This window comes from Paenibacillus sp. SAF-068, assembly GCF_051967555.1.
Classification (GTDB): domain Bacteria; phylum Bacillota; class Bacilli; order Paenibacillales; family Paenibacillaceae; genus Paenibacillus.
The window spans coordinates 187952-201018 of sequence record NZ_JBQCJX010000003.1; the positions used below are offsets into that span (position 1 = coordinate 187952).

A 13067-nucleotide genomic window follows, 5' to 3' on the forward strand; every position below is an offset into this window, starting at 1 on the left:
ATTTTAAATTTAAGGAGTGGAGCAACGTGAAATATATTAATGCGGATACAATCTTCCCGGAAGAATTGCTTAGAGAAATACAGCGTCATATCCCTGGTGGCTTAATCTATATTCCGAGGCCCAAGGATGCCCACAAGAAGTGGGGCGAGAACTCGGGTGGCAGAATGCTTTTGCAGGAACGGAACAACGAGATTCGCCAGCTGTTCACCGCAGGTAGGACCATTGATCAGCTTGCAGAGCAATACTGTTTATCCGTGGATAGCATCAAGAAAATTGTATATGGCAAAAAGGGATAAGACGAAAAGCCGCGTTCGAACAACCGAATGTGGCTTTTTCGTATGTAGAGAATGGTTAATAAATATTCATTATATATTCGAGCGCTATAGCTGAGCGTACAATTAATATGACGGACAAAGGAATATGCAAAGAGAGTTCCTTAACTAGATCTTTCGATCATCTGGGAGGTTGGTGTATATGAATATAGATGTAAGATTAACGAATAAGGACGAGGCGTATGTAATTAAAAATATGTACCCGCTATATCTTCATGACTTATCCGGTCATTACGGTCTAGGTGGAGAGCATACCCCGAATGAACACGGCATTTTCGAACCAAGTCCTGAGTATAAAACGTTACAGGATCAGTATGATGTACAGAACGTATGGTGGGAAAAACCGGAGTGTCTTTATCCGTTTCTGATAATTGTAGATGGCATTCCAGCAGGGTTTGCATTCGTAGCCACGCCGCCTCATTGCTCACAAGGAATAGATTTCTTCGTACATGAATTCTTTCTGATGCGGCCGTTTCGAGGGGTAGGCGTGGCTGAACACGCAGCGTCGACAATCTTCGGAATGTTTAGAGGAAGTTGGGAGTTGTTCACCAATCCATCGGAGAAAAACAAGATCGGCCAATCTTTCTGGCGGAAAACAGTAGCCAATTACACCGAAGGTAACTATCGGGAAATGTACGGGCATACGTTTGATGGCTATAAATTGATTTTCCAATTCTCCAATATATAAAGAGAGACCGTCTCCCAATGAGGAAAACGATCTCTCTCCATTGCCTTCTATAAACTACCGTTGAAATAGTGATGCTCAGAATTCACTTCAAAACCAACACTGCGGTACAGATTCAAAGCACGTTTGTTCTCAGTAACCACAGACAGGCGAATATCTGTGTAACTTTGTTTTCTTAGGAGATTCACCAGGATGCTAAGCGCAGTGCGCCCCAGTTTCTGTCCCTGATAAGCAGGCAAGATACAGAAGTTATGAATAAATGCGGTTCTTGCATTAATGGAGTTGACCCGTACCAGCCCAACAGGCAGTTGATTCTGCCATACAATATAGGTGACTCGGCTGGGTTCATTTGTTTGCATAAAGTACTCGCGTGTCCAGTCCTCCGAATCTTCAAAAGCTTGGGATGAACAAGTGACCATAAATTCCATATCCTCGGCTTCTGCCACGGACAACGTTACTTCGTGCGGCTCCACAACCGAAAGGACCTCATTCACAAGTTGCATCGAGTACTCGGCACGATCATAAATGGCTCCGAGGGATTGGGCAGTATGAACACCCGGAGATAATCCCTGAGGAACGCGATAACTGAGCTGATTAATCCCCTGTGTTTTCATGTCCAGGATGGCTTGTTTCAGTAGGCTGGTGAACACACCTTGGCGACGATACTGTGGATGTACGATGGCATTAATATTCCCGGTTACGCCGTCAGAAGCATACCAACTGAGGAGTCCTGCCAAATCACCGTCCCGATAACAGAGGAGCGCGTGGTCTCCGTCTTTTTTGCTAATATGGTCAAGGTCTGCCTTCAGATGCGCGGAATCGAGCTGTTTACATTGTTGTTCGAGCAAAATAATAGCATCAATCTGTTCCTTGGAGTTATAGACCATGGGAAAGACTTGATTCATTGACATAGCTTTCACACCTTCATTGTTGAAGGAAACGCGCAGTTATTGGACCCGCAGGCGCTATCCTTCAAGAGTTGGCCCATTTGTAAATTTGATCATCATCATTATCGCCTCCAAATCACTTCCCGATGACTATAACATAATCTATAACTAAAGTGACCTGTGTTTGTTCAGATGTGCCCATTAACTGGACATTATATCCTATTGAAGGGATAATTGAGAGTGATAATGACGAGAAAGGGAGGGATTAACCATGCGCAGGCTGGCATATGTGATGGGTACATTATTTCTTTCCGCCGCCATGTTAATGGGATGTACAACATCTGAACCAGCGGAAAGCACTGAACCCATCACTCCACCAGCAACGGAACAGCCAAGTGATACGGGGGACCAGAAGGCGACGGCGGAAGAGCAGCAACAAGCGCTCGAAATGTCGCTGGAGTATAAAACAACAGAACTGACTGTGGATGGTAAGGACTATGAGGATACTTTAGAGATGGAAGGGTTATTGGCCAAAGGAGACACCATGAAACCATTCCTGACCTCCAGGAATTATGAAGCTTACATGGCTAACCGATATATCATTTTACCTCTTCAGGTTGCACACATCGAACAAGCGAAGCTGCATCCTGAAAATATACAAACCAAGATCAAAGACAGCAAGAGTGACTGGATTCTGGTGGAATACACGCTAGATCTGAAATTTACAGACGAGAACGACAAAGAGTTCAAGTCTATTCCGCTATCAGGCGATATCACCTTTTTGCAAGATCAGGGGGAATGGCGCATTCAGGATGATACGTACAACAGGGATGCATTCGCAGACATCATTAATAATTCACTATAATGCATGAGTCATCTGTGATTCTGGCACATGCAGATTATGCTCGAATTATCCATTGCGATTAAGCTCCTTCATATCAGTACGCACTTCAAAGTGCGTACTTTTTTTGTAGCGGCGTACCCAGCCAAGTGCGCGTCGTCCAAAGGGTCTCATCGCGATGTTAGCTATCGACACCTGCTAGAAATTTGCAGGGTACATTCTTCTCTAATGATGATATTATTTGGATGATCAACTTACTTAGTGTGCTTTTGTAGAATGGGGTTGGGTTCATCATGAGGGAGATTCTCCGTGTCAGTTCTCGTAAGGTTTGGTTTTATATCATGGCTGCCGTTGTTGTTGGTTCGATTGCGGGCTATACTCTTCTCTCTGCGCCGGATTCTCCTAAGTTCCAAATTAAAGAGGGTATTCTGGATTTAACGCAGGTCCAGCTTAGTACGAATCCGCAAAAATTAACAGGAGAGTGGGCGTTCTATTGGCAAGAACTGCTGTCGCCTGAGGATATACGGGATCAATTAGCAAGGCAAGGGAATCAGGACCACTGGATCAGCATTCCAAGCTCCTGGCTAGCATATCCGTTAGAAAGTGAACGGCTGAGCGGTACAGGCTATGCAACCTTTCGACTGGTTGTCCAACTAAGCGAGCAGGATCGAGATGAGATGCTTGCTTTGCGGTTGCCCAGCATTTTTAATGCGTACAAATTATGGGTCAATGACGAGATTTTGGTAGAGGTTGGTCAAGTTGGTCAGGACAAATACAGTACGATCCCGCAACTGGAAACGAAGCTGGTGTATTTTCAGCCTGAAAGCGATACAGTAGAACTTGTTATGCAAGTATCTAACTTCCAACATCATCGGGGCGGCGTTACCAAGGATATCGAGCTGGGCGGCAGTGACGTACTAACGACCAAGACCAATCTGAATCTTGCCAGGGATATGTTCATCACGGCAGGTTTGCTAGTGATCGGCTTGTATAATCTGCTGTTGTTCATGCTGCGACGCAAGGACAGGGCTCCGTTATATTTTGGCCTGTTTACTGTACTGCTTGGTATCCGATCCTTGTTCAACGGCGAGCTTATCTTTACACAGTGGTTGCCTCATTTCCCTTGGGAATTGCAATTCAAGATCGAGTACCTGATTCTATGTGTCAGTGGTTATATCATTACGATGTATTTTGATTGTATTTTTCCCAACTATGTGTCGCGATGGTTTCGTAGAGCCACGCGGATCGCAACGGGAGCATTCTGTATCTTTGTTGTGGTAACCCCTGCAATTATATATACAAAATTTTTGTTGGTAATCGGTGTGATGGTAGTTCTACATATGATTTATTTGATGATCGGGCTAGTTCAAGCAGCTGTGCGACGTATGGAGGGTGCGTTGATCTTTCTGCTGGTGTCGGTGGTTACTTTGGTCACGGTTGTCAACGATTTCTTATATTACAACGGATGGTCGCTGATCGGTAATACATCCCCGCTTGGCTTATTGATATTTACGATCGCACAGCTGCTATTGCTGTCTTCGCGATCTACGAGGACGGCATCAAACGAAGAGAGAATTACACGTGAATTACAGTATGTTAATGACAAGCTGGTTGAAATGAATATGAATCTGGAACGGACCGTTCAGGAGCGAACACAGGCCTTATCTGCAGTGCATGATGATCTCCAAACCTCCTATGACCGACTGCTTCACTCCGAGCAAGGGAGGAAGAAACTTCTTGCCTATATTACGCATGATCTGCGTATGCCGCTTTCCAGCATGCTCGGGTATGTCGAAGCGATACAGGACAGGGTCAAGCCGGAACGCAATGAACAATATCTGAAGTATATCCGGGAGAACACAATAAGGATTAACCGTATGATTGAGGAGTTGTCCTTCTTGTCTCATTTGGAGACCGGACAAGTCTCGTACCGAATGGAGCCAGTTCAGATGATTCCTTTCTTGCATGATTTTTTTGAACAATATGAGTTGGTAGTGCGCGACGCAGGATTAGACTTCATACTGGATATCGGAGATACCGAGGATAGACGATCTATTTTGCCAGTTGTCGAGATGGATGCGAAAAGAATAGAGCAGGCTTTATTTAATCTAGTGTCAAATGCCATGAAGTTCACCTCCAGCGGGGGGGTGGTGCGTATTGCACTAGTTGTGGAAGTGGTGAATCATGCTCCCCATGCAGTCATTAGCATACAGGATTCTGGCATGGGGATTCCTCCGGATCAGATTGAGCAAATCTTCGAACGTAATTACAGATATGATCGGCCGGGAATGGGCATAGAGGGCAGTGGACTGGGGCTGGCAATTTGCAGGGAAATCGTACAAGCACATGGAGGCGTAGTTCGAGCGGAGAGCGACGGCAAGATGGGGGCGACATTCTATGTAATGTTTCCTTGTACGGTAATTGAAGGAAAGTGGTGATGAGATGGACACGCACAAAATCATGATCGTTGATGATGATCCTCATATATGCGAGATTGTGCAGGTGTATTGTGATAGGGAGGGATTCGTCTCCACCTGCAGTCATAGCGGGTCAGAAGCGATGGAGCTGCTTGCATCGTTTGAACCGGATTTAATTATACTGGATATATTGCTGGCTAATGAAAATGGTATTGATTGGTGCAGAAATGCGCGTAACTTGACCGATGCGCCGATCATGTTTCTGAGCAGCCAGGAGGAAGATGAAGTGAAAATTAGCGCATTATCCTATGGCGGGGATGATTATGTGACGAAGCCGTTTAGTCCGGGAGTGCTCATGGCCAAAATCAAAGCACATCTTCGCAGGGTGTCGACGGGTAGAAGGGAACAACTGCTAGAGTTACCAGGTTTGACACTGGATTTCTACACGCAGTCTGTCAACACGGGGAGTAAACCTATCTTTTTATCCAAAAAAGAGTTCAGTCTGTTGTCCTACATGGCGCAAAACGTGAATCGTGTCGTCAGTGTCGACACATTGTTTCAACTCATCTGGGGGATGGAAAGTCTGGAGGATACGAGAACGGTTGCTGTACATATCAGTAATTTACGCAAGAAAATTGAGGCTGATCCTGCTGATCCTGAACGAATCATTACGGTTCGGGGGAGCGGATATATGTTGGTTGCTAACACTACGTCACAAGCATGAATACAGCGGTAAGGATGGTAGCCTACCATAAGTGGGGCGGGATATTCATAAAAATATTAGGGGCAATTTGCCCAGTCGGGTTTGGAATAGTTTTTTCTAAATGGGAAGATGGCGTTGGGGCAGCACTTGACGCTATTTTCCCATTTTTTATTCATTCCCCTAGCTTCGTAATCGACTTAAGGTATTGAATCCATCAACAGAAGTTTGCGCTTTTCCATCCTCGTCAAAATGATGTGCCATCTCTCAGAAGAACTTAGCGATCCAACACGCACGGATTTAAAGTTTTCTTTAGGTTTCTCAAGTAGGACAATCCATCATGATAAAATTACAGTGGTCGATATAGAGCGACATATTTCACCAAAATACTAACTGATTGTTAGCTACGAGGACGTTACATTCAGCCGGATCAAACGATAATACGTGAAGAAAGAAGTGGATCCAATGGCACGAGTTATATGTATCACATCAGGGAAAGGTGGAGTTGGCAAGACAACAGTCACGGCTAACCTCGGGACTGCCCTTGCCTTATCGGGGAGCAGCGTTTGTCTGATCGACGCTGATTTTGGATTGGGAAATCTGGATATTCCGCTTGGTTTGAGCAATAAGGTAAGGTATTATATTTCCGATTTTCTGACGGGTCGATGTGCTTTACATCAAGTGATCGTCAAAGATAAGCGAATCAGTACCTTGTCCTTTATCTCCTGTAGTAACGACACGGTGCATCACGATGATCCGCAAGTTTTTGGTGAGGTTGTGCAGCAAATAGCCCAGAACTATGATTATGTGCTGATCGATTCGCCGGCAGGCATTGAAAATGGATTCTGGAATGCGGCTTTGGCAGCAGATGAGGCTATTGTCGTTACTACGCCTCATCGTACATCGCTTCAGGACGCGGATCGCGTAATCGGATTAATAGAAGATATGATTCCGGCTCCGCCGCAGCTCATCATTAATATGGCCGACGGACAGGAAGCCCGTTCGGCAACGGTAGAGATGCAGGATATTATCGATATTCTCAATATCGGCGTGATTGGCGTAATCCATGCCGATGTAGAAATTATACGTTCCGTACATAAGGGCATCCCGATTGCGCTTAATCCCGAGTTCGAGAGCGGGCTGCGCTTCAGGCATATTGCCCACAATGTGGCGAAGACTCAGCAGGAGCCTTTTATCTCATTGAAACCCAAGAGGCATAGAAGAATTTTTTCGCTTTCTCAAAGACTTCGCTCAGGGGAGAACAGTTCGATATAGTCAATGTAAGACAGTACTTCCATGAAGGTTGCTTGAGTAGATTTCCGGTGTAGACATTTTACGAGGACGATGGTTAATGAGGTGAATATAGAAATTCATGAAAAAATAGTGGTGTGGGAGTTACCTTCCCTACGCCGCTATTTTTGATGTCTATGATGTTCTCCCTTGCGAGTCGTTGCTTACTTAAAGTTTTCATTATAATTCACGAGCGCCCCTATCTCGCCTGATAAAATACGGGGTTCTTGGAAAAGTGGAGCACGTCAGAGTCGATGCAGAGGCATATGCCAGTCATTATAAAATAGCCATGGAGAGCTGGCAGCCACTAGCCAGTCTGGCTGGAGATTACGCTCTAATGAAACCTGCATTTTCAGTCTGAGAAAGGGTTACGTAATCTATATCTGAAATGGTGATTATTGCGGCAGAAAGGCCGTTTCTTCAGTTATGAATCCTGAAGAAACGGCCTTCTCCCGAAATTATATTTGTATTTTCAGGTGGCTAAAGCTAAATCCTCATCTCCAATTGTTGGCTTAGCTAGTAATTAGTCCGCCCAAACGTGGCATCACCCTTCACTGTGGCACTGCTGCTAGAACTGATCGCATCGAGCTGCAATACATAATCATAATGTCGGATGTAAAATCCGGGCTGACTATACGATTGAAGGGATACTTTGGTGCTATCAGCCCAACCAGGGCCACTCAGGAAAGTCGCATCTCCCTTGAAGGAGGAAGTGTTAGCATAGGCTTCTAGCACAATTTTGTTGTTGGCGTTGCGCTTCAGGAAGTAGCCTGGGAAGTTGATGGATTCCAGGGATATTCCTGTGGAGCTCGCTAAACCGGGTACGACGCGGAACTGGGAGTCCAGAGCAGGAGAGACATTGGCATCAATGCGTGCGATGTAGTTGGCATGGCGGATGTATCGATCCGCAACGTTGTGTGAACTGAATCGGCTGTAACCTGTGGCTTCCGGTGTGGCTGGACCCAACATTTTGACCTCGTGCAGGGTCGGGGTGTACCAGTTCCCCGGATTATTCCACAAGACGGCATTCACCATATTAATCCGTACATAACGAGCGGTGAAATGCACAGCATCCGTGGTGAAACCATAAGTCAGATTGTTGGTGCGATCCAGCGTTGAATAGTTGACTCCATCGTTACTGATCTCGATTTTATATTTGTAGTACCCTTCAGAACCTTTATACATAAACCAGGACGTGTCGATCTCCGTAATCGTCTTCGGTGCACCGAAGTCCACTTGCCACCATGCGGGCCAACTATTGGATGAAGCCGCCCACGAGGTCTGGTAGTTGCCGTCATTGACGTTGGATGCAGACGAGCCAGAGGCTGTGGAGATGGCGGTAGCTGATTTGCCTTGGGCATGGTTGACGAGAGCAGGAGGTGTTACTGCGCCAGTTGCTGCATCGATATTCCACGTTGTATACCACTCCAGTGATGCTGTTCCGTTCGAATCATTCAAGGTTAGCGGCAGCCAGATATGCTTGTGTTCTCCAAGGTTCATCGGATTCCAGCGATCCCCCATGTAGATGTAGGATGTGGTGTTGCTGCCTGTAATTGTGGCAATATCATGGATCTGCGAACCGAAGGCGGATGGATTGCCATATGGCGTAAGCGCTGTCCATGGACCCGTCATGGAAGTTGCTGTAGCGTATGCCCCCTGATTCGGATACCAGCCAGCGGCTTGGGAGGTGAAGAGGTAGTAACGGTTCCCTTTTTTCACCACGGCAGGTGCCTCACGGTAGGCGTTCTCGAACAGCCAGCCCTCGAAGGATTGTATTCCGGTGTAACTTACATTCATTTTGAAGATAGCCATCGTATCATTGGCACCGCCATTCTTGCGTGAAGCGGTAACCAGATACCCTGTGCCATCCGTATCAACAAAGACGGTCATGTCACGAGATTCATAATTGAGTGGGCGGAAGCTGCCCTCATAGGTGAATTTGCCATTCGGGGTATTGCTGGTTGCGACCGCTACACGCCCGAGGTTATAGTCAGTACCATTTTCATAGTGTGCCCAGAGCACGTACTGGTTGGTTGAAGCGTTGTAGATGACTTTGGGGCGTTCGATCTTGCTGGAGGCCAGCTCGGTTGCGGAATCTTTCGTCAGAATGGCGTTGCTGAAAGTCCAGTTCTTCAGATCGGTTGAGGCGTAGACGTTCACACTGTCGAACTTGCCGCCGACTGCATGTTCACCGTACAGATAATACGTCGATCCGACCTGCAGAATGTTGCCGCTGTTCGCATGGATGGGATTGCCCGCGGTATCGAGCCAATCGGTGCCGTTGGTCATCGTGACACTTGCTGCGCTTGTTCGTTCAGGATGAAGTCCAAACAGGGTGAACGTGAGTGTGAAGACCAGAATCCAGACTGCTTTCCTGTTACCCAATGCATACACCTCCCAGAAGATAGAAAAAAGGATATAACGCTTTCATATTTATTTTAGTTCGGCTACACTCTTTGACAAGTGAACAATCCATGCATTGCTGAACAAACCGGCAGTTCAACAGGGCTGAGCGGTGAGAGCGAGGGAGTTGTACTTAAATATCATATGCGATGATGTGGAGAGAATCAGATACACGCGCTAAAATAAGAAAAGACTGATTTCACAACAGGGTTGGAGGGTGAACCGCATGGACAATTTTATTGTAGATCAAGACCTTCAAGTGATATTGCGCAATGAAGAAGATGGTACCAGCACTCCAATTAAGGGAGGCATTACCGCTCAGGGATTTGAAGTCATCTCTACGTATCAAAAAGGATGGCTGACCTTCGCATATCTGCGTGATCATCAGGGAATATGGTGGTTCAATGCCCGTAAGAACAAGGCGAGTTTGTTCAGCCAGGATACGGAAGCTTTTCGTATAATCGATGAAGATTACTGCTGCGATTCTCAATACGTCTATCTGGAAGATCAGGCTGTGCCTAACTCTGATCCGTCCAGCTTTCGGCTGTTGTCGGATACGCCCTACTTTGCGCAGGATCAACGTTATTTATATGTGAAGAGCAGCGGGCATTTTCATCTATTTGAGGATATCGATACGAATGGTGTGATTGCTTATCACGACTATTGTACCGACCAAGATCACTTGTTCCATCTGTCCAGCTCTCTTCGCTATGCGAATGGGGAAAAGGATGAGGTGAGGGCGTGGTTGCGTGAACATCATCCCGACGTACCTGGCTGGTGGCAACCTGATTATGCTTATGGTACGGAGGGTGCTACGCAGATCACAGGCAATTGGGTTGAGAATACATCGTCTGTTTTTTATAGAACGGAATGGGGCGGAACCCCGCATCGAGAAGCCAAAGTTGTATTTAACCTTGTTCGTGGAGCGGACAGATCTTCCTTTGAACCACTGGATGAGCAGTTTGCGCGGGACCGGGAACGTGTTTATTTTCAGTGGCGTATCCTCAAGGGAGCAGACCCGGATACGTTCCAGCCACTAGGTGGACCTTTTGGACGTGACCGCAATCATGTGTATTACAACGGATACCGTGTCGATGAGGCAGATGTTCGGCAGTTTGAAGTGTTTGCCGGGACGGAGCATCTTGGAATTTCCAAGGATCAGCAACATGTGTATCGTGCCGAGGTTGTGCGGACAAGCCAGCCTTTCGGTCATCCAGATAATATGCTTCAGATGATTAAGGGAGCAGATTCATCGACATTTGAGTTGATAACCCCTTCTGGAAGCTGGGCGGTAGATGCCAATCGGGTGTATCTATGGGGTAAACCAAATAAACATATGGATCGAGCCAGTTTTACATATCTATTCGATGCTGATCCCCAGAGTTGGGCTTTGGATCAGAATGGTCTGTATAATGCCAATGGCAAGCGCACGGTAAAGGGCGTGAACGGCAGTGCATTTGTCATGCTGAATGAATATTGGGGCAAAGATGACCGTGTGGTGTTCAGCTTCGTGACGGGAAGTGTATATAAGTCCGGGGACGCAGCGACGTTTCAGGTTACGGATGATATCGGGGGCGCGGAAGATGCACTATTTCGGTATACGGTGGAAGGCGGTACAGTGCGGAAAAGGAAAAGGGCAACTGAACTGTAAGAGAGGTTTAGAATAGTAGAGACACACCTTGAAAAGAGTGAAAAAAGGGATGGCAGACTTAGAAAAAGAGTCCACTATCCCTGGTTGAATGCCTGTTCGTTTGGCTGTGCTCACCAATCTATTTATGACCTTTGCGAACCTTGAGTTGCATCTTTTTGATCGTTGTATTCTGCATGAGCTCCAGTACGATTGGGCCTTTGCCGTTCAGGATCTCCACATCCGTTACATTGTCCTGAATGGTAATGATCCCGATGTCGTCAGCCGTAACGCCTTCAAGCTTGGCGATAGTACCTACAAAGTCTACGGCACGAAGTTTCTTCTTCTTGCCTCCGTTGAAGTTCAGCTTCATGATCTGCTGATTCAACTGTTCACGCTTGTCCTTTTTGCGTTCAGGCACGATCTTCAATCGTTTCTCGAAATCTTCTCTGCGACGATCTACAGCTTCCTCGGAAGGAGCCTTCATCACTGGGATTTCGAATCCGATATAGGATTCAATCTCGGCTAGACGTCTGCCGTCTTTCGGTGTAACCAACGTGATGGCTTTACCCGTTTTGCCTGCGCGACCCGTACGGCCTGTACGGTGAACGTATCCTTCTTTTTCCAAAGGAATATCGTAGTTGATCACATGGGTGATATTCGTGATATCAATACCACGTGCAGCTACATCTGTCGCGATCAGATAACGGAATTGTCCCCGTCGGAATGCATTCATCACTTCGATCCGCTCATCCTGCTCCATGCCGCCATGGATACGATCTGCTGGATAGTCCAGATCAGCCATAACCCGGAAAAGCTTATCCACATTCTCCTGCGTACGGCAGAACACGATGCAGCTATCCGGATTTTCCACAATGAACAAGTCCTGGAGCAGCGCGGTTTTGTTCACCTCTGGCACGTGAAGCACAGCATGTTCGATGGTGGCTGTTGTCAGTCCGCTTGCCTTGATCTCAATCTCGACCGGTTTGTTCATGTATTTACGTGACAGCTTGGCTACATCTTCAGGGAACGTCGCGGAGAACAACATCGTTACTCGCTCCTGCGGCAGTTTCTGAATGATAGACTGTACCGTCTCAATAAAGCCCATATTCAACATCTCATCGGCCTCGTCAATGACGAGATAGGCGATCCGTTCGAGTGGCAGCGTGCCGCGTTCGATATGATCCAGTACCCGACCTGGTGTACCAACAGCCACATGAGTTCTTTGTTTTAACTCCGCTTTTTGAACGTGAAAAGGGGACTGTCCGTATAGTGCGGTTGCTTTAATACGCTTAAAGCGGCCGATATTTGTAATATCTTCGTTAACCTGCAAAGCCAGTTCCCGGGTCGGTGTAAGAATCAGAGCCTGTGGCTTATTCTCATTCCAATCCACCAGCTCACAGAGCGGAATGCCGTAGGCGGCTGTTTTACCACTGCCTGTCTGTGATTTGACCACAAGATCCTGGTTCTCCAGTGCTACCGGAATAACTTTAGTTTGAACCTCGGTTGGTGTCTCATAGCCCAGACTGTCCAGTGCTTTTACGATCTCTTCACCAAGTCCATAATCTTTAAATTGTTGCTTGCTCATCGTTTACCTCTTTTGCGTTAGTTTTGAATACAGGAGCATATTGCATAAATTCTTAAAGCGACTTCAAATCAGTAAAATATAGAGCGGAATAGTTTTATTCCCTATATTTTGTACACGGGAGCGTTTGAAGTCTTGAATTATGCAATATTCTTACATACAAGCATTGCACCGTACATTTATCGTATACCTCTTCATTATACTCTATATGCAGGCAGGCTAACGGAGTAAATGCATCAAGTGGTCAAATTGTTTTCATCCACTCCGATATTAGGAGCAACCGCCCGTTGCTGTGCGTAG

11 protein-coding genes are annotated in these 13067 nt (G+C 46.5%); 8 read left to right on the forward strand and 3 right to left on the reverse strand.

The genetic code is table 11. The features are described 5' to 3' along the window. The first annotated feature begins 26 nt into the window (after positions 1-26). The gene (locus ACTHPG_RS18585; RefSeq protein WP_440390959.1) at positions 27-296 is read left to right on the forward strand and encodes a CD3324 family protein; all 270 of its coding nucleotides are present in this window, start codon (positions 27-29) and stop codon (positions 294-296) included. A gap of 178 nt (positions 297-474) precedes the next feature. After that, positions 475-1020: a hypothetical protein gene (locus ACTHPG_RS18590; protein WP_440390960.1), complete on the forward strand. Its 546-nt coding sequence runs from the start codon at positions 475-477 to the stop codon at positions 1018-1020. 47 nt (positions 1021-1067) lie between these two features. Here the strand turns inward: ACTHPG_RS18590 and ACTHPG_RS18595 are convergent, their stop codons facing one another. After that, entirely contained in the window at positions 1068-1928 is an 861-nt protein-coding gene (locus ACTHPG_RS18595) for a GNAT family N-acetyltransferase (protein ID WP_440390961.1), read from the reverse strand. Positions 1929-2175: 247 nt separating this feature from the next. Here ACTHPG_RS18595 and ACTHPG_RS18600 point away from each other — a divergent pair, with 247 nt between their 5' ends. The 5 genes from ACTHPG_RS18600 (at position 2176) to ACTHPG_RS18620 (ending at position 7513) form a co-directional block, all read left to right on the forward strand. After that, positions 2176-2769, forward strand: coding sequence for a hypothetical protein (locus ACTHPG_RS18600; RefSeq protein ID WP_440390962.1), 594 nt, complete (start codon positions 2176-2178; stop codon positions 2767-2769). A 269-nt stretch (positions 2770-3038) separates the two neighbouring features. Then, positions 3039-5183: an ATP-binding protein gene (locus tag ACTHPG_RS18605; RefSeq protein ID WP_440390963.1), complete on the forward strand. Its 2145-nt coding sequence runs from the start codon at positions 3039-3041 to the stop codon at positions 5181-5183. Positions 5184-5187: 4 nt separating this feature from the next. Continuing rightward, complete coding sequence (locus ACTHPG_RS18610; RefSeq protein ID WP_440390964.1) at positions 5188-5886, forward strand: response regulator transcription factor; 699 nt, start codon at positions 5188-5190, stop codon at positions 5884-5886. Positions 5887-6327: 441 nt separating this feature from the next. Further along, positions 6328-7137: a septum site-determining protein MinD gene (minD, locus tag ACTHPG_RS18615; RefSeq protein WP_440390965.1), complete on the forward strand. Its 810-nt coding sequence runs from the start codon at positions 6328-6330 to the stop codon at positions 7135-7137. Between the two features lie 250 nt (positions 7138-7387). Beyond that, positions 7388-7513, forward strand: a complete 126-nt coding sequence (locus tag ACTHPG_RS18620; RefSeq protein WP_440390966.1) for a hypothetical protein — start codon at positions 7388-7390, stop codon at positions 7511-7513. 155 nt (positions 7514-7668) lie between these two features. Here ACTHPG_RS18620 and ACTHPG_RS18625 read toward each other — a convergent pair whose 3' ends face one another. Then, positions 7669-9513: an AbfB domain-containing protein gene (locus tag ACTHPG_RS18625; protein WP_440391404.1), complete on the reverse strand. Its 1845-nt coding sequence runs from the start codon at positions 9511-9513 to the stop codon at positions 7669-7671. 268 nt (positions 9514-9781) lie between these two features. On the opposite strand from ACTHPG_RS18625, the gene ACTHPG_RS18630 reads away from it, so the two are divergent. Further along, positions 9782-11206 carry a DKNYY domain-containing protein gene (locus ACTHPG_RS18630; protein ID WP_440390967.1) on the forward strand — a complete coding sequence of 475 codons (1425 nt, stop codon included), beginning with the start codon at positions 9782-9784 and terminating at the stop codon, positions 11204-11206. Between the two features lie 118 nt (positions 11207-11324). Here the strand turns inward: ACTHPG_RS18630 and ACTHPG_RS18635 are convergent, their stop codons facing one another. After that, the gene (locus ACTHPG_RS18635; RefSeq protein WP_440390968.1) at positions 11325-12770 is read right to left on the reverse strand and encodes a DEAD/DEAH box helicase; all 1446 of its coding nucleotides are present in this window, start codon (positions 12768-12770) and stop codon (positions 11325-11327) included. Positions 12771-13067: the final 297 nt, after the last annotated feature.

Excerpts from the sequence above, each read along its gene's own strand:
- minD (WP_440390965.1), top strand. The coding sequence starts at position 6,328 with ATGGCACGAGTTATATGTATCACATCAGGGAAAGGTGGAGTTGGCAAG.
- ACTHPG_RS18630 (WP_440390967.1), top strand. The coding sequence starts at position 9,782 with ATGGACAATTTTATTGTAGATCAAGACCTTCAAGTGATATTGCGCAAT.
- ACTHPG_RS18610 (WP_440390964.1), top strand. The coding sequence starts at position 5,188 with ATGGACACGCACAAAATCATGATCGTTGATGATGATCCTCATATATGC.
- ACTHPG_RS18635 (WP_440390968.1), bottom strand. The coding sequence starts at position 12,770 with ATGAGCAAGCAACAATTTAAAGATTATGGACTTGGTGAAGAGATCGTA.
- ACTHPG_RS18595 (WP_440390961.1), bottom strand. The coding sequence starts at position 1,928 with ATGTCAATGAATCAAGTCTTTCCCATGGTCTATAACTCCAAGGAACAG.
- ACTHPG_RS18590 (WP_440390960.1), top strand. The coding sequence starts at position 475 with ATGAATATAGATGTAAGATTAACGAATAAGGACGAGGCGTATGTAATT.
- ACTHPG_RS18600 (WP_440390962.1), top strand. The coding sequence starts at position 2,176 with ATGCGCAGGCTGGCATATGTGATGGGTACATTATTTCTTTCCGCCGCC.
- ACTHPG_RS18605 (WP_440390963.1), top strand. The coding sequence starts at position 3,039 with ATGAGGGAGATTCTCCGTGTCAGTTCTCGTAAGGTTTGGTTTTATATC.